Source organism: Fictibacillus nanhaiensis, from assembly GCF_023715445.1.
Lineage (GTDB): Bacteria > Bacillota > Bacilli > Bacillales > Fictibacillaceae > Fictibacillus > Fictibacillus nanhaiensis_D.
The window spans coordinates 1-21,205 of record NZ_JAMBOD010000003.1 but is presented as its reverse complement, the minus strand read 5'-3'; the positions used below and the strand labels follow the sequence as shown (position 1 = coordinate 21,205).

Here is a 21,205-nt window from a genome sequence, read left to right as displayed (position 1 = left end):
GGAGTAGTGAAATATGTTACTATTTATCGTTCTTATTATTTCTGTTATCAGTGGGTTTGCCCTATTAAAAGCAAATCAAAACACAAAAAAAGTAGAGGTCAATACGATCTCAGTTTCCCGCAAAGATCTTGCCTCTTCCGAAAATAATATAAAGGTTCTTCACCTGTCCGATCTCCATCTTGAAAATATCTCTATTAACCCCTCAGAGCTGTATGAGATGATATCAGAACAGCCTGTTGACCTGATCGCCCTAACCGGGGATTTTCTTGACCGAAAAAGAAGCATTCCGAAATTAAAGGGCTATCTTCAAGCCTTAAAAAAATTAAATCCTAAGTACGGAATATATGCTGTATTCGGAAATCATGACTATGTTTTAAAAGGGGATAATTTTAATGCCCTAAAGAGAACACTTGAAGAAAACGGCTGTAAGACGCTTCAAAATGAGCATGTAACAATAAAGGTCAATGGCGAGAATCTGAACATCATCGGAATTGATAACTACAGCACGAACCATAGTGATGTACTACAAGCCTACAAAGGAGTTCCAGAGGGCTACCATTTAGTGCTCACTCATGACCCGAATGTAGTGCTTGAGATGGAAGATGTTCCATTCGATTACCTGTTATCCGGCCATTTTCATGGTGGCCAGATTCATTGGCCGAAACCTTATCATTTGATTAAAATGGGACATCTCGTCCGCATGAAAATGGTAAAAGGTCTGCATTACTATGCAGGGAAGCCTTTTTATATCAGTGAAGGGCTAGGACAGACGGGGGTTAACATCCGGATAGGCAGTCGACCCGAAATTACGTTTCATGAAATTTCATAACGGTTTTTATGCCTTGCCATTCTTATGAAAATGGCGAGGCCTTTTTTTGAAAGATAATACCATAATATTCATCCGTAAAAGTAGTCCTAAAAGGGCTACTTTTTCTAAATAGGGAACATGATTATTTTTCATGGAATACTGGGGCACTTTAATTTTAGTAGAGCACCAGAATATAATCATTTAATTATTTAATTGGTCTGGTAGGATATACATTAGTTTTATACTTTCATTATCAACGACAATTTTTACATTTTATTATGCTAAAAAGATATACACAAAAAAGTAATCTTTCTTCAACATTGGGCCAGATCGGGAGTATCCTATTGTTCAAATATTCCTTAAAAAGTTTAATAAGCTAACGGTTAAGTTCAATAAAGTATTTTTAATGAACGAATTTTTTTGTAGATTATCCGAAAAACGTATCATTACTCCATATTAGCATGGACCTGAAAATTCACTTTCAGTTTAGGATAATAATCATTCCTCCAGTCTTTTAATTCATGGTAAGAGATCTGCTGGTGAAATTGTTGGCCAAAGCCAAAAATATCTGTTTGGCTTCCTTGGGTTCTCTTCAATAAACGGTAAAAACGCTTTTCAGTAAGCTTTTCAAGTTCTTTCCTAATCCTTTTATTTGTGATTCCTTCTTTTCTTTCTAAAATGTATATTTTTAAACGCAAGTTGCTTGACACCGTGGGTTTATTATTTTTCATTGATGTTTTATTTTTAATGGAACTGTTTGTTACAATAATACTAGCAAAACCCAAACTTTCTATTCTTCCTTTTTCATTATTGTTTCGAAATACATTTACCAATTGACATTCATCCGGGCTGATTGTTTCAATTATTTTTCCTTTTTTCAAAATAGCTGCACCTTTAAATTTTAATACTGTATCTTTTCCTGAACGAACAACAGGGACAGCTATATCTTTAGTATATGAATACAGGCTACGATATACTTCCCAAATCGTGATACTAAAGATCTCTGGTACCCAGCCAGCTCCTTTATTAAAATAGTCATATATAGAAGAAGCATGGACACCTAATTTATCGTTTATATTTGATAACACATTCTCGACATCATCATCTGTAAGTGCTACCAACGCTCTTGACGGAATGTCTTCTGAACCCATTAAGAACTTTATGAGATCTCTTAATTCCTGTGGGTTTTTAGCTAAGTTTTTTTGAATGACAATCAATCGTATTTGTGAGAAATCAACGGCATCTTCAGAGTTTGTCCGAATTTGCCCAAGTACACTTGCTACTGTTTCGCCCCTCCCTGTTACGATTCTGGATATTTGGTCGTCATTTTTCGGTATTGGGATCTGCAATGTTAATTTATACTCTTCATCATCTTCCTTGGAAATTCCCATGACTAAAGGAATGGAGCGCTTATTTATATCTTTAATATCCCAGCACCCGCATAGCAAGATTGTTGACATGAATACGATCAATAACTTAAAGAGTTTATTATTTCTCATGCCTTAACACGCCTCTTTTCGATAAAACCATAGATAAAAATGGTAAATGGAATAATAATCATAGAATAAGCTTGGGCACCTGTACTCCAAAGAAAACATTTTTCCACCAAAGATTGGTTAGGAACCAAGAACGCCAAAACAAAAGAGATAACAGAAAAAGCAATAATCCAATATGAGGATTTCACTTTCCGAAATTTAAATATTTTTCGCATGATTTGTCCGATCATCCATAGCATAACTGAATTAGCCACTATAACTAAACCAACCAACGATAAACCGAAGAACATCGTTTGTCGGTTGAACGAAAACCAGCTGATGTCTACTGAATCCATTGCTTCCAAAAAAGGATTGGTCAGTGTAACTACCGCTTCTTGTCCAAATATAAATAGCGGTATATACACTACAGATAGAAAAAATAGCGTTACACTAACCCATGCTACAAAAAGTTGGCGGAATGACAATTTTGTTTTAGAAGCCATAAATCCCAAAAATAAAAACGATGAAAATCCTAAAAGATAGAAAAATTTATTTTTTAACAAGAACCTAGCAGGTAATTCCCAACCTGGCGTAACGTTATGTATATCAAAATTTATTACAGACGAGAAGATGTTAAATACCACTAAAGGAATAACAATTAAGAAAATAAAAACCGAGGAACGTAAAATTGTGCCTAAACCTTTGATAGATGTATATACCGAAATGAAATATAACAATATTAATATCGACCAATAAGGTGTCCGAGGTAAAAATACCGAAATAATGACTTCGGTGTGCAACCGGATATTGAACGCAACTAACGCAATCAGATTGATTACAAATGGGATAAGAAAAATAATCGCAACCCATCTCCCCATTTTTAAATAAATATCAATGACGTCATTTTCGGGAAAATAATTTAAACCTTTTATGTAAATCCAAATTAAAATCAATTGCAGAAAACCTTGACACATCACCAATTCCCAATGAGCAGTTTTCGTTAACACATAAATGAGATCTGGATAGACCAAATAACCAATACTTAATTGAATGAGTATGAAAACAATTACAATTTGTATCCGCTGCGTCACTTTGTGTCTCCTTCTTGTTTAATATTAAACGTTAGATAAGGAATATCATCGGATGTTAAACTTGCCAAATATATTACCGTCAAGATGAAACCAGTCCATACACCTAAAATCCCGAAAAATGATGCTAAAACTAAAATGGGATATTTTAGCAAACGAATGTACAAAGAATTTTGTATTCCGACCACCGCCGAACTTGCAATTACAACCGCGGTGATCACTATTACTAACAAATTGCTGACTAATTTGGCTTCTACCATTGCCTGTCCCAGGATTATTCCTCCTACCATTGTGATAGAAGGGCCCACGCTCTTAGGAAGTCTATTGATCGCTTCAAGTATTAAATCAACTATAACGACCATTAAAATGGTTTCGAGAAAAGCTGATAAAGGAATACCCTCCCTACTTTTTGCGACAAACAGAGCAAGATCAGTTCTAAATATTCCAGGGTTAACTGACACTAATGCAACATATAAGGCAGGAAGTACCACTGTGGCCACAGCGCCTATTACTCTAAAAAGTCGAAGCATAAATGTCAGAACAAAAGGGAAATTGCGATCATTTTCAGTACTAAACATATCCCAAATTAGATTTGGAAAAACTAGGGCGAAGGGGTAATTATCCATAAAAAGAACGATTCTGTTCTTTTTTAAGGAATGTATGGCTTGAATCGGTAATTCGGTGGGAGAAAGATGACTGACTGGGCTCAAAATGCGTTGTCCGAACTGCTTATTAAGATCATCAATGGTTTCAATATCAGATTTAATTTGCTTTAACTGCTGGTTGGCCTTTTCAATAAGTATATTTGGGGCTCTTCCTTTAATATAGAGCATGGAAAGCCTTCGTTTATCCAGCTCTCCGACTTGATAGGAACAATGGCACAGACGTTCAGTGCTCAACCTTTTTCGGATCAATCCAACGTTAATTGTAATATCATCACCAAAGGCATTTATAGAAGCCTGAATGGGACTTTCATTTTTAGGCTCTTCAATGCTCCTATTCAGATTTTGGGCGATAGGGTCTACTATGGCATTCTCTGCGTCACCTTTTGAAACGATCACTAATTTGCCCTCTAATATGGCTTTCAGTATTTGTTCTATATCGACGCCAACCTGGTCACTGAGGTTTATGAAGAGTGCTTTAACTGAAGAAGACGAAGCAGCCATTTGTTGAACATATAATTTCGACTTAGTTAAATCAACTAACGTATTAAATCCAATAAAATAGATTGTGGTTTTACCTACTAGTTCTTCTTCAATGAAAAGATCATCGTGATTGGAAAACTTGGATTCAATTTCTTTTACTATATCCCTCATTAATTTACCCCTTAACAAATAGAAATCTAAAAAATTATTTGCATTAAGGAGAGTTTTTATACGATAAATCATGAACAACTAACCAAAGCAAAGTGTCGTGGTTATTTTACAGTTAATCTACAGAGGCGAGTGGAGATATTACTTGAAAAAGGTGCTATATATGTTCTGGTTGTTCCTCTTAGTTCCACTAGTTCTTATTATTGTTTTGGCTGTTTTAGTTGATAGAACCATAAAAGAAGGGGCTTAAAACAAAAGTAAAGCATAGTGAAATTAAGCATATGTGTATGCAAAAAAAACCTCCCGAAGGAAATAGGCGAACAATAATGTAAAAAACGAAAAAGTGGTTATTATGTTTTTCAACAATCGCGTGCATGTGCGGCCGAGCCTAGGTCGTATCATATAACGGGTGGGATTCCCGTCGAGTAAGAACTAGCCATTCGCTCGTAGCGAGTCTTGGAGGACTAAAGGTAACTTTAGTTTTTAAGCGTAGACAGTTAGGTAGCGGGCCGAAAGCCAACTGGTTGAAGGGATTGAGCTCCATAATGATTGTAAGTCGAGAGGGCTGATGCTTTATGCACAGCAGAAAGCTACATTTTAACTTTCGTTAAAGGCAAGAAGGGTAAAACCTCTCTGGAGTCAGAGACCTTGGCACGTTATACATTGATATGATACGGCAACTCGGGAGACCCTACCGGTCTTTTCTTTTTTTTAGAAGAGTATGGTGTACAAGCGATAATAAGCAAGGAAACCAAATGTCGATGTAGGGAGTCGGATAGCAGCGTAGTACCAATGAAGTTGGGTAATGCCGATGGAGGAAAGGCTGCTACCAGTTATCACCCTTACTAGGGACACATTTACTACACACAGAGGTAGGTATACTAAATGGAAACAAAACTACTAAGGATAGCAGAATTAGCAAAGTCTGATCCTAAAATGAAATTTACATCTCTTGCACATTTATTAAACAATGAAGCACTAACTCAATGTCATCACGAATTACCCAACAAGAAGGCAACCGGGATTAAAGGTACGACTAAAGAGCAATACAGTGAAAGTTTAGAAGAAAATATAGAGGAATTAGTAAGAAGACTTAAAAGCAAAAGCTATCGTCCTGTTCCAGTAAGGAGAATGTATATTCCAAAGCTCAATTCAAACAAGAAAAGACCACTAGGAATACCGGAACATGAAGACAAGGTTGTTCAAAAAGGCATTACGAAGATAATAAATACCATCTATGAAAATGATTTTCTAGACTGTTCCTTTGGATTCCGCCCAAACCGTAGTTGCCATGATGCTTTGAAAATACTGAACTTCTATATTGAAAAGAGGTCAGTAAATTATGTAGTAGATGTCGATATTAAAGGATTCTTTGACAACGTTGACCACAAGTGGATGATGGAGTTCTTAAAACTGCGAATCACTGACCCTAACCTACTAAGAATAATTGGTAGGTTTCTTAAAGGTGGATACATGGAGGAAGGTAAGAAATACAAAACAGACAATGGCACACCGCAAGGTGGAGTAATATCTCCGGTACTAGCCAATGTGTATCTCCATTATGTCCTTGACTTATGGTTTGAGAAAAAGGTCAAGAAACAATGCAAGGGACAGGCATATATAGTAAGGTATGCAGATGATTTTGTGTGCTGTTTTCAACATCAGAACGAAGCTCAGGAATTCTTCCAATCATTAAAATGTAGATTAAAGAAATTTAACTTGGAAATTGCCGAGGATAAAACCAAAATTATTCCCTTCGGGCGGTTTGCCGAAAAATATGAAAAGCAAAAGGGAAATAGTAAACCAGCAACCTTTGATTTTCTAGGCTTTACACACTATTGTGGGAAAAGTAAACAAGGGAAATTTCGGGTGAAACGGAAATCGAGCAGAAAGAAAGTCCAAGGTAAATTAAAAGAGTCTAAAGAATGGCTGAAGAAGAATAGAAATAAGGATATTCATAGGATCATGGACAGATTTAGACGCTCGCTTATAGGATATTACAACTATTATTGCGTCACTGATAATGCCAAAAATGTTAGCAACTTCAAAGACAAAATCGAGAACTTACTGTTTAAATGGCTCAATAGAAGAAGTCAAAGGAAATCCTTTACATGGGATAAATTCAAACTATTTCTTGATAAACATCCACTACCTTCACCAAGAATTAAAGTGAATATATATGAATTAAGAAAAGAGATTAGCTACATTCTGTGAATGATGACTAGGAGGAGCCGTGTGCATTAATAGTGCAAGCACGGTTCTGTGAGGGGATGGAGTACAATTACCGTAAGGTAGAAAGGCTCCGTTCTACTCGACTTCTTCAAGAAGGAAATGTGCACTTTTTAATGAACTAAAGGAGAGGTAAGTGTGTTATAAGATTATTATTGGGAGGCGTAGATGATAAAGCATTTTGTTCTTTATAACATTTCTCAATTAGGGTTAAGGGCTAAAGTTAGCCGTTTTTTTGTTTTGTCAGGAAAAGTTTATGCTTAAAGGCTGTATATGCATAATCTCTCATGTAAACCTTTTAAGACTTCTTCTGGCATTTCCATGACCTTGACATCTCTACCTAGAAAAAGCAGCCAATTGGTTATTTCAGTCAGTTCTTCGGGCTTATTCACATTGATAAAAGTCTTTAGAATGGCTGTGGTTTGGTATGGATTCGTATAGGAAATTGAAATCTTTAAAGGATGGTATTTTTTAAACTGGGCGATCGCTTTTGGACCAAGCTCAAGGACAAGATTGAGGGCTTGTTCCTGCTTGCTTAGTTTTTCTAAGATCTTTTTCCTGCTGACTCTTTTTTTCGCTGGATAGGGTTTGACATCGGTGAGATGGTCGACAGGAATGATCTTCTTTTTCTCTTCTCTTAAGTCAAAGCCTTCGATCAGCCAAGCGCTTTTTTCACGATAAAGGTGCAGGAGATAAATCGGATATGACTTTGTTTCCTTCTCTTCTTGGATGGTAATGAATAGATAGCTATCTATAAGAAGAGTTTGGATAAGTGTTTCTAACATGGGATGTGGGAGGTCAGACAGATCAAGCAGATCGGGGTTATGTGGATTGGTCCCTTCAAAAAGCAAAATTTGATTTAAAAGAACAAGGTCATCCTGCTGATTTTCAGAGATGAGGCCCAATAATTTTTCAGCTAAAGACTGACGGCTCTTTAGGTAAGGAAGCTGCAGGTTTCTTGTGGCCATAAAGGCAATAAACAATGCTTTGACCTCATTGTTGGTAAAGCGAACATCGGGCAGGACGGAGTTGTGCATGACAAAATAACCCCCATCCCTTCCAACCTCAGCGACAAGTGGCATCCCCATGGTCTCAATTTCCCTTATATCTCTAATGGCTGTTGAACGGGAGATGTTAAACTCCCGCATGATTTCAGAAATTGTAAAGCGGGCACGGTTGTTGATATACCGCATGATGATATTGATCCGTTCAACTTTTTTCATGAGAGCTCCTAAATAGTACCGTTTTTTGACATGATTTAAGATTATGATATACCTATCAAGAAAATAATACAAAATAAAAAAATGTAGAAAAGAGGTATGGTAAATGGCGAATTATACGCTAGAAGAAAAAGAAGGCTTTACCGTGATAGGTCTTGGAACAGAGCTAAAGAGTGATTACACAGACTATGCAGGCATAAACAAGGAAAAGTCCGACTTTTGGCAAGCAGTCAGCCAAGATGGAAGGCTGACTGCTTTAAAATCTATGGCAGCCAATGACTTCGTTTTTGCTGTGAACGAAGCGGTAAATAACAAGATGATGCATTATGCTGGTGTCATGACAGAGGAACCGGCACCAGAAGAAGCGAGAGTAATCCAATTTCCTAAGGGAGATTACGTAGTTGTTAAAGGGGAAGGAAAAACGGCTGATGATTTGAATAACAAGCTTGCTGCAGTTGCCTTCGGTAAAGTCCTGCCAGAAGTAAAGAATGTTGCCTATGTTGGCGGACCAAATGCAAGTGTTGAGATGGAGCATCGTAACGGCATGATCTATGGTGAAATGTGGATTCCGGTTGTCAGGAAATAATAAAAAGGAGGAAATGGCATTGTCCTGTATCGTGGATTTTAAAAATGTGTCTGCCGCAGGTTTAGAGTCTTCACCTGCCGCAGAAGCGCTTGCTGGTTTACGTGCAAATGAAGCCCGTTACTTTATGAACAAATACCAACACGAGTTTACGGTTGTACCAGCAAGCGAAAGCCAGAAGACACTTGATTATGTGAACCGGATTTTAAAGGAAGAACGTGATATTGAGTTTGCCGCCAAACCGTTGGAAACATCGAGGTTTCAAGTGGCAAATATAAAATTTGCCTACGTCTTTTATGAGGATGGGCTTGTGGTCAACGTCATGTATACGGTTGATGATCCCAAGAAGCGGGCAGTGGGTTTTAAGCTTTCTGAGGGGATGGAGATACCAGAGGAGTTAGAAGGCAAATTTAAGTTTGCTAGGCAAAAGTCAAAACTCGCTGGAATCATCCGGGGGTCGTTCTTTGTAATTAAAGGAGAATATTAAAGTAAGCAAAAGCGTTTGGTCTTCTTTTTTTACTTTACTACTAATTTTAACAGTGATTTAAGTCAATTCGTTTTTTAAAATAACCTTTACCACAGAATATATGAAAACCTAAAAAACCCCTGACGCCATTGGCTTCAGGGGTTTTTCTATCTGGCATCCTTTTCAAGATATGAGAAATTAATAAGTACCGTATCGCAGGTGGGGGCAGATTATGGAATCCAGTAACAACAAGTAAAGGATTTGCAACAGCTAACGATGTGAGATAGTTTGAAACGAATTTATTAGGTTTAGAATTATTTAGAGGACTCTAGCAAAATAAACGCTTCAATCAAATTGTCGAATCTAATTTATTTGAAAAAATTGAATCTCAGTGTCTTTTTTGAAAATAGACAAGCAAGCTGTTCCTTCACAGCTTGCTTGTCTATTAATGTATACTTCTGTAAACTCCGATAACTTTACCTAGGATCGTACAGCTTTGAAGAATGATCGGCTCCATAGAAGAGTTCTCAGGCTGAAGACGGATGTGATTCTTTTCTTTAAAGAAGCGTTTTACTGTTGCTTCATCTTCATCAGTCATCGCCACGATTATATCTCCATTATTCGCAGTCGGCTGCTGTTTTACAACAACCAAGTCTTTGTTGAATATACCAGCTTCAATCATACTGTCTCCAACTACAGAAAGCATAAATACGTTTTCGTCCCCGACAATGTGTTCAGGCAAAGGGAAATATTCTTCAACATTCTCTACAGCACTGATAGGAAGCCCTGCAGTTACTTTACCGATTACCGGAATCGATACTGATCTGACAGAAGGTATATTATCTTCTAACCCTAACACTTCAATTGCTCTTGGTTTTGTCGGATCTCTGCGTATAAGCCCTTTCTTTTCAAGTCTTGCCAAATGTCCATGAACAGTAGAACTCGAAGCAAGTCCAACAGCCTCACCGATTTCTCTAACGGAAGGAGGATAGCCTTTTTGTGAAACTTCTTCTTTTATAAAAGCTAGAATATCCAATTGCCGTCTGGATAACTTAGTCATTTTTAAGCACCTCACCAGATTTTTTATCTATAAAAAGTATAGCATGGCACTCTCAGAGATACAAACATAAGTTCGAAAAAATAGTTGACACCGAACAAATGTTCCAGTTATTATTAATACAAGAAATACGAACAAGCGTTTGTTGAAAGGGGAAAAACAATGAAACAGGGAACATTGCATGTTATTGTATTTTTAGGATTAATCGGCGGGATATTTTTTACTTTATCTAATCTGGCATCACAAGATACTCAATATATAGAAGTAACGATTGAAGAAGGAGATTCTCTTTGGAGCCTTTCTGAAGAGTATAATGCAAAGCATCATTATTCCAACTGGGAGTTTATAAAATGGGTTGAACAGAAGAACAGTGTAAATGCATCAGCGGTTTTTCCAGGTCAAAAAGTAATAATTCCAGTTAATAAATAAAAAGCGGGTCTTATCAATGAAAGCAATAATTTACTGCAGAGTGAGCACTGAGAAAGAAGAGCAAACAACTTCAATCGATAGACAAAAAGCAGAACTTTTAAAACTGGCGCACCACTTCGAACTAGACATTGTGCAGTGTATAACAGAAAAAGCAAGCGGCTATTCACTGGATCGTAACGAGCTTTTACGCATTTTAGATATGGCAAGGGATGGGGATTTTCAATACTTGCTAGTCCAAGACGACACTCGTTTAGGCAGGGGCAAGGCAAAGATGGCAATCCTCCATCAGCTGATTAAATATAATATAAAAGTATATACTTTATCCCATAACGGAGAATATACTTTAACAGAAGCAGATGAAATGGTATTGGACATTGTTGCTACCGTTGAAGAATACCAGCGTAAACTTCACAATATGAAAATTAAGCGCGGCATGAGAAAAGCTGTTGAAGACGGCTATAAACCACAAAGGAATCTGAAAAACATGTCCAATGGAGGCCGTGAAAAGAAAGAAGTGCCTATATTAGAAATTGTCCGGTTAAAAAATATGAAGCTGACATTTCATGATATAGCCATAACCCTCAGAGGTCTTGGTTATGAAATTTCAAAAGCTACTGTCCATAGGAGATATAGAGAATATATGGAAAACACGGATAACTAGAAATTCCTTTTCTTCTCATGTAGGATATAATGAAAGAGTATTTAAAAGGGAGTTTTTATAGATGTTATCTAAAGATAAAGTGCAGAGAATTAATGAACTATCCAGAAAATCAAAACAAACAGAATTAACACAGGCTGAAAAAGCGGAACAAAAAAAATTAAGAGAAGAGTATTTAGCCGTTTTCAGAAAATCGTTTGTACAGGATTTGCATGGAGTTACATTTGTAGATCCGAACGGCAATGATGTAACACCTGAAAAATTAAAAAGAAGCAAGGATAATAAAAATAACCTTAAACACTAATACAAAATGCTTATTTGCATAACTGCAAATAGGCATTTTTTTCTGTTGCAATAAATATAGATTAGTATATACTGTTATATAACAACAATGAAGGGAGAGAATATTTTGACTTTTTCAATAACAAGTGCGGCAGCTAATCTTTATAAGGATATAGAATTAGGAGCAAAAGAGGGATTGAGACTATTCGTGAAATATGCAGGAAGTGGAGACTCAGGGGGCTTTTCACTTGGTGTGACACCTGCAGTACCGGATGAAAATGATTATATTCAAGAAGTAGAAGGTGTAAGATTTTTTGTGCGATCCGAAGAAAAATGGTTTGCAGAAAATATGAAACTTGATTATGACGAAAAAACAGACTATTTCTCTTGTCATATACCAGGATTAGCTTAAATAAATGAGACCGTCTGTACTATAACAACCTTCCGAGTTGGAATAGTTCAGGCGGTTTTTGTATGAACTGAAGAGGGTAAAGGCAAAATAACAATAGTTATTAAAGTGTTTATCTTGTCTAATTGGACATGAACGTTTATTATGAAAGTCAAAACTGTTTAGTACATATGAAGGGATGATTTTTTTGTCACGTAATATTGATGAATTAGCAATTAATACAATCAGAACATTATCGATCGACAGCATAGAAAAGGCGAATTCGGGCCATCCAGGAATGCCGATGGGTGCAGCGCCTATGGCATACAGCCTATGGACGAAGTTTATGAACCATAATCCTTCGAATCCAGAATGGTTTAATCGCGACCGATTTGTTTTATCTGCGGGCCATGGTTCCATGCTTTTATATAGCTTGCTTCACTTAAGCGGTTATGGCTTAACGATTGATGATCTAAAAGAATTCAGACAATGGGGCAGTAAGACTCCAGGACATCCGGAATACGGTCATACAGTTGGGGTTGAAGCGACGACAGGTCCTCTTGGACAAGGTATCGCAATGGCTGTAGGTATGGCTATGGCTGAACGTCACTTAGCTGCTAAATATAATCGTGATGGGTTTGATGTCATCGATCACTTTACGTATTCTATCTGTGGAGACGGTGACCTTATGGAAGGTGTATCTGCTGAGGCTGCCTCATTAGCTGGACATCTTGGATTAGGTAGAATGATCGTACTTTATGATTCAAATGACATCTCATTAGATGGGGACTTGCACCATTCTTTCTCGGAGAATGTACAGAAAAGATTTGAAGCATACGGCTGGCAAGTCTTATTCGTAGAAGATGGTACAAACTTAGAAGAAATTGAAAAAGCATTGGCAGAAGCACGTGAAGAATTAAATAAACCAACACTAATCGAAGTGAAAACAGTAATCGGACACGGTTCTCCAAATAAGTCCGGTAAATCTGCTTCACACGGAGCTCCGCTAGGGAAAGAGGAAATTTTACTAACGAAGGAAGCTTATAAATGGACGTTTGAAAAAGATTTTCATGTTCCTGAGGAAGTAAAATCTCATTTTGATCAGCTGAAGAGTGAAGGACAATCCAAAGAAGATGAGTGGAATGAGAAATTCAAGGCTTATTCGGAAGATTTTCCTGAATTGGCACGTGAACTTCAAGAAGCTATTTCTGGAAAACTGCCTGAGAATTGGGATCAGAATATGCCTGAGTTTGAAAAAGCGATCGCGACTCGATCTTCTGCTGGAAAAGCGTTAAATGTACTTGCTAAAAATGTTCCGGCTATTTTTGGCGGATCTGCTGATTTAGCTGGTTCAAATAAAACACTTTTAGAAGGTGAAGTTAACTTCAGCCGAAACGATTACAGCGGACGTAACATCTGGTTTGGAGTTCGCGAATTTGCAATGGGATCTGCTTTAAACGGTATGGCTTTGCATGGCGGTCTTAAAGTGTTCGGAGGAACATTCTTTGTATTCTCAGATTATGTGCGCCCAGCTATCCGCTTATCTGCATTAATGGGTCTGCCTGTAACCTATGTATTAACACATGATAGCGTAATGGTTGGGGAAGATGGTCCTACACATGAGCCTGTTGAACAGCTGGCATCCCTTCGTGCAATGCCGAATCTTAACCTGATCCGTCCTGCAGATGGGTATGAGTCGAATGCAGCATGGAAGATTGCAATTGAGAGCAAAGATCAGCCTACAGCATTGGTTCTAAGCCGACAAGATCTTCCTATCTTAAAAAATACAAAGGAAAAAGCATATGAAGGGGTTAGACGCGGGGCTTATGTTGTGTCTCCTTCTGAAACAGATGCAGAGGTACTTCTCCTATCTGCTGGATCTGAAGTCAGCTTAGCAGTAGAAGCTCAAGAACTTCTGAAAGAAGAAGGGATTTCTGCTTCTGTTGTTTCAATGCCTTCATGGGAAAGCTTTGAAAAACAAGATCAGGAATATAAAGACTCTGTACTACCTAAAAATGTTACAAAACGATTAGCGATCGAAATGGGTGCTTCATTAGGCTGGCATAAATATGTGGGGCTTGAGGGAGAAACTTTAGCTATTGATACATTTGGGGCATCTGCACCAGGTGAAGTGATTCAAAAAGAATATGGTTTCACTCCTGAAAATGTTGTAAAACGTGTTAAGGAAATGCTTAGCAAGTAAAAAGATGACGCAAAAAAGAAGGTTTTCATTTGAAAACCTTCTTTTCTTTGTTTTTCGACAAAAAAAGTTTTGTTTCACTCTGTTTTTTAGACAAGCTTTTCTTCAGCTTTTGGATATACTTTCAGCAAAGAAGTTGGAGAGGAGCTTTTTCATGAGGGAATTTTATATTTATTTAATAACAAAAGAAGTTGCTCATTCCTACTATGGTAAAGAGAATAAACTGTTTCAATTGTTTTATGAGGAACAGCGGACATCTGGCATTCCTAAGCAAATTTTAGCCAAACAGATCCGTTACATAACCGCTTCCATCTCTGTGTCTCAGCTCGAGGAACACTTTTGGCAGCAGCTCCGTGAGAAGTATAATTGGAGGTTCGAGAGTGAGTCTTACAAACTTCAATGTAAAAATAGCACAGTTCGTCTTGAACTGAATGATAGTTACCTCCATCTATACAGCATAGGAAATTTTGAAGCAGAAACGGTCATGTTTGAAGCGCTGAGGCAATTTGAGCCATATTTTTTAGCAATGGATTATGGAGAAAGAAAATATGGCTGGCTTTCCCCGTTCAAATTGAATATGGTATATGCAACATAAATCGCTATCAAATGTTGTATGTAACCTATAACTTGTAGTAAACTAGTTCTAGACAACACGAAGGAGGAAGTTTTAACAATGGGTACTGGTATGGTAATCCTTGTGTGTGCATTATCCCTGATTGCAGGCGTTGCGATCGGATTTTTTATTGCCCGCAAGTATATGATGAGTTATTTACAAAAAAATCCACCGATAAATGAAAATATGTTGCGTGTGATGATGATGCAGATGGGTCAAAAGCCTTCTCAAAAGAAAATCAATCAAATGATGCAGGCTATGAACAAACAAATGAAGTAAGAAAAGCCTTATATATCAAGGGTTTTCAGCACTTCAATTTAGAAAGAATTAAGTTATTACAACACTGTAGACTTAATCTTTCTCCATCAAAACGAGTGATTTTTGCTTAATCATTCAAAAACGAAGAATAAACCACTTTTTTCTATTGAATTCTTAACCAATTCATAGAGAGAGGTGGTTTTTTTATTTTGCAATTAGAAGAAGTTTTAGAAGAGTATTTGTACCACTGTCAGGCTAGAAACTTCACACCAAAAACAATGATTAATAAACGTCAAGAGTACAACCATTTATTAAAATTCCTAAAGGAAAAACGAGGTATAACCCTTTTAGAAAGTGTTACAGAACATGATCTAAAATCCTACATAAGAGGTAAACAGCAAGAAGGATTAAAACCTGTAAGTATAGTCGCTAAATGTAAGTTAATTAAAGCTTTTTTTAATTGGTGTGTAAAAGAAGAGGGTTATCTCTCTGTTAATCCTATGGACAAAGTAGAGATTCCAAAAGTAACGAAAAAAGTTAAACAAGGATTAAGTGTAGATGAAATACAAGCTATGATAGATTCTTTTAGTTATAAAAGCTATGTGGAAGCTCGTAATAAGGCGATAATCGCTTGTTTAGCTGATCTAGGTCTTAGGTCTATCGAGGTTAGAACTCTTCTTACAGCGAATGTGAGAGACTCTACAATATTGGTTACAGGTAAGGGAAATAAAGAACGGTTACTGTCAATTAGTCCAATATTAAAAAAGATATTAATTAAGTTTGAGCGACTTAAAAAACTGTATTTCAGTGAGAGACTGGTGAAATCAGATAATTACTTTCTTTCATACACAGGTGATGAATTAAGTCACGTGGGGTTATACAACATAACGAGGTTAGCAGCAAAAAGAGCTGGAATTAAAGACAAGAAAATTCATCCTCATTTATTCCGTCACTTCTACGCTTTGAAGAGTTTAGAACGGTTGGATCTGCACAGTTTAAGTCTTTTGTTAGGTCATTCTGAAGTTAATACAACACAGATTTACTTATCATCTATGAGTAATCAACAATTATTAGATAAGGCAATAGCCAGTAGTCCTTTAATGAATCTTAGAAAGTAAAAATGTACAAAAAAAACAGAGTGTTCCCGCACTCTGTCTTCAACACATATATCCCGTAACTTAATACGGAATCCCTTACAGCTATTGTAGTTGTTTTTAAAGAAAAATTCAACTATTGATAGATTATTTGCTATGCAAAGATTTAAGTAAGGTATTCCAGTCGAGGTAGCCGATAAATCGACTATAAATAACCATCGTCATGTTAGGCTGAAGCATTCGCATAAAATTCAGCGTTGTACACAAGTGGCATCCTTCTGTGTCATGTACAAGTCTAGGTGAGATCTACCATTAAAGGATCGGGCGGTTACTGTTAGCATTATGGTGCTAGGGTATTTGAACAGAATTACGCATGTAGGGGCAGTATTACATGTAGAAAGTTCAGATTAGCGAAAGCTAAGGGTCACAGAAGGGTCATACAGCGGATACCAGGCTATCCCGTACATTCAGTATGATGGCTTTACTTCTCCTAGCTCACTTTTCATTATTTTGATTTGTGAGTATAGGGGAATAGCCTGTCTCCATACGTTTCCAGACCTAAACCCACCATTCAGCCAATTCAAACCCCATTCGGTCAAGGGTTATTTAAAAAAATTGTCAATTTGATTCCATAAATATAAAATTAAAATTAGAATTGAAGATAAAGACTGACTGGAGGTTCGAATGTATAATAATATTTATTCCCAAGATTTTCTAAATACTTATGATGATAAAGTGAAAAAATTTGATGTAGTAACACTTCAAAACTTATTGGATAACGTTTATGGAGAGAGTAATGACCTTGATTTTAAAGAGAAGCTTATTAAAGAGGATTCAATAGCAAAGCTATGCATTGCTTTTGCAAATAATGGGGGAGGAAACGTTATATTTGGAGTGAGTGATGATAATACCCCAATAGGTTTGAATCAAGAGGAAATTAGAGATCCTACAGACTTCCAGCGAAAGCTAAACAGTTATTTACCAAATCAATTAGTTGTTCATCACCAAGTGCTTTCATACAAAGATGATGAAAGATATGGAGATTTCAGTGGTAAGACATTTATAATATTCAACATACCCAAACAATATAGATATAGCCCTTTCATAGCAAAAAAAACATCCAATAACATTGATACAGGTAAGATTTACATTAGGAAAAATACATCAATAGAAACAGCTACAAATGATGATTTGGAAAAAATATTTAAATTAAGGTTAATTGAACAGTTTGATAGTTTGTCTGAATTGGATCTTAAAGAGCATATTTCTCAGCTGAAAGTGCTTTATAAATCTATAAATAAAACAATAACTGTAGGAAGCTACTGGAGCCAAATGTTATCACCTTTAGATAATATGTTTGGAGGCAGTACTCAAGAAATTAAAAATCAGTTTTATCCAGAAGAAGAACTTGACGAATTCATTGCAAATATGATCGAGAAAAAGAAACGTAAAATTGAAATGGTATTAGAAGTTTCTAATATAGAATAAAAACTACAAATGGTAAAAGTCACTCTTATGTTGAGTGGCTTTTAATTTTAATGAAGAGGAGAGTAATTACATGGATAAGAAAATACAACTTAGAAAAACTGAGTACGAACGTAACCTTGAGAAATTAGAGTATTATAAGAAGATAATGGCAGAGAGAAAAGCACAAGGACGATATAAAGAGCATTACATTGAGGGTGTTGGTATTGCAAGAGAGTATGGGGAATTAAATGTTAGAGGATTAGTAGAAAGGCTTTTACAATCTAATTATATTACAGGTTAAAACCTACCCTAAAAATCAAAAAATATCCTATAATGGTAATGTATTCAAATTCATTAAGGGATGGTTTACTATGGGGATGAAAAATTTAATTGTAATAGGTTTAGCAGTAATATTAGCGATAGTTTGTTTCAACATGTTAAATCAAAATGATTCGTTAAAGGTTAGTGGGAATGAGACATCATGTGAAGATCCAGAGATTAAAGGTAATCAAACAACTTACAATGGTGAATTAATCTATCATGTACCAGGTGGAAGATATTATGATGTAACAGATGCTGAAGAGTGGTTCTGTACAGAAGAAGAAGCTGAAGAAGCTGGCTATAGAGCTAGTGAGTATTAAAACATATAACCATTGTACATCTAACATGAGGGGTATCCTATAAACATGGATCAAATAATCAAAATTTTTTCAAATATACCTACCGAAAAAATTCTAAGTATTTCAGTTTTATTGCTAGTTTTAGGTGTATTTCTTAATCTAATTATTTTCAGGATGAAGAACAAATCACGGAAAGAATATGACAGAAGTATATCCCAAATATATTTAGTAAATATTTTAATTACTTTATTGGAAACAGAAAAAGATATTTACAACTCAATCAATCAAATAAACATTAGTCAAACAGAAAAGGATAGTCTTAGTTTATTACTTCTTGATTGTTTTAAATTAAAAGACAGTGAAGTTGTTAAAATAGAAAGTACATTTTATACCGAAGAACAAAAGGCTTTAGTTAAAACGTTTCACGGATGGTTAATTGAAACTTTAGAATTTCAAGAATGGCTTAGTTCTGAAATTCAAAAAATTGATAGTGTTCAATATAAAAATCAACTTTTGGAAGCTTGTTCTCCTAGAATTCAACTTGTGGATGTAATGCTACATAGGAGTAAATTAGTAATTATTAGGCTTCAGTTTGAGAAAGATTTTTCAGATCTTAAATCTAAAGAAACTGATACATTAGATTCTTTGTTTAAAACAGGTTTGAACAAATAAAGTAGTGGATTCTAAAATATAAAGAAAGGAGTAAAGATATGGAGCTCAAGATAATCTCATCAGTATTCCAAGAGACAGAAATACCTAGCATTAGTAATAAATTATTATTTATTTTGCAAGAGTACTGTAAGGATTTAGAGTTGACATCGTTAGAGTGTATAACAATAGCGGATGATTTTGCAAAAGCAATTGAGGAATACCAAGAGCTTAACAAGCTAAAAAAGATTAAACCTACCCATGGAGAATATGGTTTAGCCATAGGAAAAGTGTTAAGAAGGAAAGAGGAAAATCGTTACTTATATACAGTTATGTTAGATGCGAGAATTGTTAAAGGACTTTTCATTGAGGAGTCAAGTGGTTTTTGTACTCATTACATACATCATGAATTTTGTCATGTACATGATGATACTATTAAAGAATCAATTTTCACTGAAGAAGGAAAAGCAGGTAAAGACATTCACCAACTAAGGCATATGATGAATGTTTTAGCAGAAAGTGTATGGTGTGAATATATTGTTTCAAGACTTTGTGCTAACACACTTTCGAATTTTGATACGATCACTCAACATCTGGAAACTTTAATACCTCAAGTTAAAACAAATTCAGGAAAGGATAAATTAGCATATAGGTTTCATCATGATATAGGAAAACTCTATTATCAAGTAGAAGAAGGGATAACATACTTATTAAAAATGTTAGGTACTTTCTGGGGATACATACACGGAATTAAAGATTATGATATTACAGATATACATTTTGAAAGTAAAATTAATTCACTCAAAGATTTTATAATACAGAATTACACAAAAGAGATTTGGGATGACTTAGGAGAAGTATTAAATAACCTATTTAATAAGTATCCGGATGGCTGGAATGACGTTCGCGAATTATATGATTTAGGAAATGTGTCAATAAAACTTTTTCGCATTTTAGGATTAAGTTTTGAGGAACGAGGAGAGACATTTTATATAAATGTTCCATAATCCCTTGTTGATAGTGGGATTGTATTATTAAGTTCAACTACTCGTGATGTTACCATATGATTAAAGTAACTTAAAGGGGGTTATATGGTGATAAGAGACGGTGAAGAGTTAAACAATAATTATGCACAAGAACTAGATCAGTATAATGAATTTTTAGATTCTGATGATGTACAAGCCCTACAGGATGAGTATAAGAAGAAAGAGGATAAGATCAAAGAGGTTGTAACTAAATAATACTAATGATTGATTCCAACCACTATAAAAATAGTGGTTTTTCTTATGGAAAATTTAATATAAAAAAATCCAAAAAACGCTATACAAAGATGTATATAGCGTGTTATATTAAGGAGTGTATCTAATTTTTGGACAGAATTATCCTATATTAATAACCTAAGTTCATTATAACTAAGGTTCGATTAAAGGTCAAACATTATTTTTGAAGGGAGTGGTTTTAATGTGAATCTATTGAAAGCAAATTACTAAAATATATTTCTGTTTAAATCCCTCATTTTATAGAGAATTGAAAGGGGTGAGATTATGTACAAAATTGATAAAAATAAGGTTTACGATATCGGTGTTGGAGGTTTCGGCTTTAATGCAGAAGTATACGGTGTTATTAATACTTATGTTTTACAAATGATAGACGGCTTTTTTCAAGAACTTTTTCTTTATGTTGACGGTAAAGGAGAAAAGATTATGGAAAGTAGAATATGCACTAAAGAAATTCCAGATGATCTAAAACATACATACGAAAAACTTTTCGAGGAAATAGAACAACATATCATAAAACAAAGTTTGTGAAATTGATTAATACATAGGGTAACTTGGGGGATTAAATTTTGTCCCCCCCTAAGAATAACTTTAAAAAGGAAGATTGATAGATAAATGAAAGTTGAAAAGTTACAACCAGGTCAAACATTTAAGAATTATAAAGTACTATGCAGTGAATTAGGAATACCAATTAAGAATGGCAAGGACAGTAAAGAGGCACAGTATAAAGAAATAGCTAGATATTGTAAATATACCAGGTCTGGTCATAGTTTCATTATTGAAGAAATGTATCAAGTTCCAAAAGAAAAAATCGATAATCGAGGTAAAAGTGAGGGAAGCAGGAGTAACAACAATGTTTACAATAACGCTATTCAATTACTAATTACTGATCTGCTTGCACAATGTGAAAACAACGGTGGTAAAATCCCTAATAACAACGGTGTGAAATTCCCCAATAATAACGGATAATTATCTCAAAAACAACTTGGAGTGTAGACAGATAATGATCAAGGATGGGGAATTTTTTATGAT

General features: G+C 35.6%; 25 protein-coding genes. 20 read left to right on the top strand and 5 right to left on the bottom strand.

Annotated elements, in window-relative coordinates; all coding sequences use genetic code 11:
- The first annotated feature begins 13 nt into the window (after nt 1–13).
- On the top strand, nt 14–829 hold the full coding sequence (locus M3196_RS10245; RefSeq protein WP_251322194.1) for a metallophosphoesterase: 816 nt from the start codon (nt 14–16) through the stop codon (nt 827–829).
- Between the two features lie 425 nt (nt 830–1,254).
- Here the strand turns inward: M3196_RS10245 and M3196_RS10240 are convergent, their stop codons facing one another.
- Genes M3196_RS10240 through M3196_RS10230 form a run of 3 tightly spaced genes read right to left on the bottom strand, consistent with a single transcriptional unit; the run spans nt 1,255 to nt 4,687 of the window.
- Nucleotides 1,255–2,307 (bottom strand): Ger(x)C family spore germination protein, encoded by a 1,053-nt coding sequence (locus M3196_RS10240; protein ID WP_251322193.1) that lies wholly within the window; start codon nt 2,305–2,307, stop codon nt 1,255–1,257.
- The gene (locus M3196_RS10235; protein WP_251322192.1) at nt 2,304–3,374 is read right to left on the bottom strand and encodes a GerAB/ArcD/ProY family transporter; all 1,071 of its coding nucleotides are present in this window, start codon (nt 3,372–3,374) and stop codon (nt 2,304–2,306) included. The genes M3196_RS10240 and M3196_RS10235 overlap by 4 nt, the downstream gene beginning before the upstream one ends.
- Entirely contained in the window at nt 3,371–4,687 is a 1,317-nt protein-coding gene (locus M3196_RS10230; protein WP_251322191.1) for a spore germination protein, read from the bottom strand. Before M3196_RS10230 ends, M3196_RS10235 begins: the two co-directional genes overlap by 4 nt.
- An 882-nt stretch (nt 4,688–5,569) precedes the next feature.
- On the opposite strand from M3196_RS10230, the gene ltrA reads away from it, so the two are divergent.
- Complete coding sequence (gene ltrA / locus M3196_RS10225; protein ID WP_251322190.1) at nt 5,570–6,898, top strand: group II intron reverse transcriptase/maturase; 1,329 nt, start codon at nt 5,570–5,572, stop codon at nt 6,896–6,898.
- Nucleotides 6,899–7,173: 275 nt separating this feature from the next.
- Here the strand turns inward: ltrA and M3196_RS10220 are convergent, their stop codons facing one another.
- Nucleotides 7,174–8,136 carry a helix-turn-helix transcriptional regulator gene (locus M3196_RS10220; protein WP_251322189.1) on the bottom strand — a complete coding sequence of 321 codons (963 nt, stop codon included), beginning with the start codon at nt 8,134–8,136 and terminating at the stop codon, nt 7,174–7,176.
- Between the two features lie 103 nt (nt 8,137–8,239).
- On the opposite strand from M3196_RS10220, the gene M3196_RS10215 reads away from it, so the two are divergent.
- Both M3196_RS10215 and M3196_RS10210 read left to right on the top strand, forming a co-directional pair.
- On the top strand, nt 8,240–8,719 hold the full coding sequence (locus M3196_RS10215; protein ID WP_251322188.1) for a GyrI-like domain-containing protein: 480 nt from the start codon (nt 8,240–8,242) through the stop codon (nt 8,717–8,719).
- A 19-nt stretch (nt 8,720–8,738) separates the two neighbouring features.
- Nucleotides 8,739–9,203: a phage tail protein gene (locus tag M3196_RS10210; RefSeq protein WP_251322187.1), complete on the top strand. Its 465-nt coding sequence runs from the start codon at nt 8,739–8,741 to the stop codon at nt 9,201–9,203.
- Between the two features lie 424 nt (nt 9,204–9,627).
- Here the strand turns inward: M3196_RS10210 and lexA are convergent, their stop codons facing one another.
- Entirely contained in the window at nt 9,628–10,242 is a 615-nt protein-coding gene (gene lexA, locus M3196_RS10205) for a transcriptional repressor LexA (RefSeq protein WP_251322186.1), read from the bottom strand.
- A 159-nt stretch (nt 10,243–10,401) separates the two neighbouring features.
- On the opposite strand from lexA, the gene yneA reads away from it, so the two are divergent.
- The 16 genes from yneA to M3196_RS10125 all read left to right on the top strand — a co-directional run bounded on the left by yneA (nt 10,402) and on the right by M3196_RS10125 (nt 21,142).
- The gene (gene yneA / locus M3196_RS10200) at nt 10,402–10,668 is read left to right on the top strand and encodes a cell division suppressor protein YneA (RefSeq protein ID WP_251322185.1); all 267 of its coding nucleotides are present in this window, start codon (nt 10,402–10,404) and stop codon (nt 10,666–10,668) included.
- Nucleotides 10,669–10,684: 16 nt separating this feature from the next.
- On the top strand, nt 10,685–11,329 hold the full coding sequence (locus M3196_RS10195) for a YneB family resolvase-like protein (protein WP_251322183.1): 645 nt from the start codon (nt 10,685–10,687) through the stop codon (nt 11,327–11,329).
- Between the two features lie 61 nt (nt 11,330–11,390).
- Nucleotides 11,391–11,630 (top strand): DUF896 domain-containing protein, encoded by a 240-nt coding sequence (locus tag M3196_RS10190; protein WP_251322182.1) that lies wholly within the window; start codon nt 11,391–11,393, stop codon nt 11,628–11,630.
- Between the two features lie 105 nt (nt 11,631–11,735).
- Nucleotides 11,736–12,020, top strand: coding sequence for a HesB/YadR/YfhF family protein (locus M3196_RS10185; RefSeq protein ID WP_251322181.1), 285 nt, complete (start codon nt 11,736–11,738; stop codon nt 12,018–12,020).
- Between the two features lie 175 nt (nt 12,021–12,195).
- Nucleotides 12,196–14,199, top strand: a complete 2,004-nt coding sequence (gene tkt / locus M3196_RS10180) for a transketolase (RefSeq protein ID WP_425310991.1) — start codon at nt 12,196–12,198, stop codon at nt 14,197–14,199.
- A 151-nt stretch (nt 14,200–14,350) separates the two neighbouring features.
- The gene (sirA, locus tag M3196_RS10175; RefSeq protein ID WP_251322179.1) at nt 14,351–14,791 is read left to right on the top strand and encodes a sporulation inhibitor of replication protein SirA; all 441 of its coding nucleotides are present in this window, start codon (nt 14,351–14,353) and stop codon (nt 14,789–14,791) included.
- A gap of 78 nt (nt 14,792–14,869) precedes the next feature.
- Nucleotides 14,870–15,088, top strand: coding sequence for a YneF family protein (locus tag M3196_RS10170; protein WP_251322178.1), 219 nt, complete (start codon nt 14,870–14,872; stop codon nt 15,086–15,088).
- 188 nt (nt 15,089–15,276) lie between these two features.
- Entirely contained in the window at nt 15,277–16,185 is a 909-nt protein-coding gene (locus M3196_RS10165; protein WP_251322177.1) for a tyrosine-type recombinase/integrase, read from the top strand.
- Between the two features lie 660 nt (nt 16,186–16,845).
- On the top strand, nt 16,846–17,649 hold the full coding sequence (locus M3196_RS10160; RefSeq protein ID WP_251322176.1) for an AlbA family DNA-binding domain-containing protein: 804 nt from the start codon (nt 16,846–16,848) through the stop codon (nt 17,647–17,649).
- A gap of 70 nt (nt 17,650–17,719) precedes the next feature.
- Entirely contained in the window at nt 17,720–17,929 is a 210-nt protein-coding gene (locus M3196_RS10155; protein WP_251322175.1) for a hypothetical protein, read from the top strand.
- A 133-nt stretch (nt 17,930–18,062) separates the two neighbouring features.
- Entirely contained in the window at nt 18,063–18,269 is a 207-nt protein-coding gene (locus tag M3196_RS10150; RefSeq protein ID WP_338082942.1) for a hypothetical protein, read from the top strand.
- 45 nt (nt 18,270–18,314) lie between these two features.
- A complete protein-coding gene (locus M3196_RS10145; RefSeq protein WP_251322174.1) occupies nt 18,315–18,920 on the top strand; it encodes a hypothetical protein in 606 nt (201 codons plus the stop codon).
- A 38-nt stretch (nt 18,921–18,958) separates the two neighbouring features.
- Nucleotides 18,959–19,903 (top strand): hypothetical protein, encoded by a 945-nt coding sequence (locus tag M3196_RS10140; RefSeq protein WP_251322173.1) that lies wholly within the window; start codon nt 18,959–18,961, stop codon nt 19,901–19,903.
- Nucleotides 19,904–19,987: 84 nt separating this feature from the next.
- Entirely contained in the window at nt 19,988–20,137 is a 150-nt protein-coding gene (locus M3196_RS10135) for a hypothetical protein (RefSeq protein WP_251322172.1), read from the top strand.
- 303 nt (nt 20,138–20,440) lie between these two features.
- Nucleotides 20,441–20,704: a hypothetical protein gene (locus tag M3196_RS10130; RefSeq protein WP_251322171.1), complete on the top strand. Its 264-nt coding sequence runs from the start codon at nt 20,441–20,443 to the stop codon at nt 20,702–20,704.
- An 84-nt stretch (nt 20,705–20,788) separates the two neighbouring features.
- The gene (locus M3196_RS10125) at nt 20,789–21,142 is read left to right on the top strand and encodes a hypothetical protein (RefSeq protein ID WP_251322170.1); all 354 of its coding nucleotides are present in this window, start codon (nt 20,789–20,791) and stop codon (nt 21,140–21,142) included.
- The last annotated feature ends 63 nt before the right edge of the window (nt 21,143–21,205 follow it).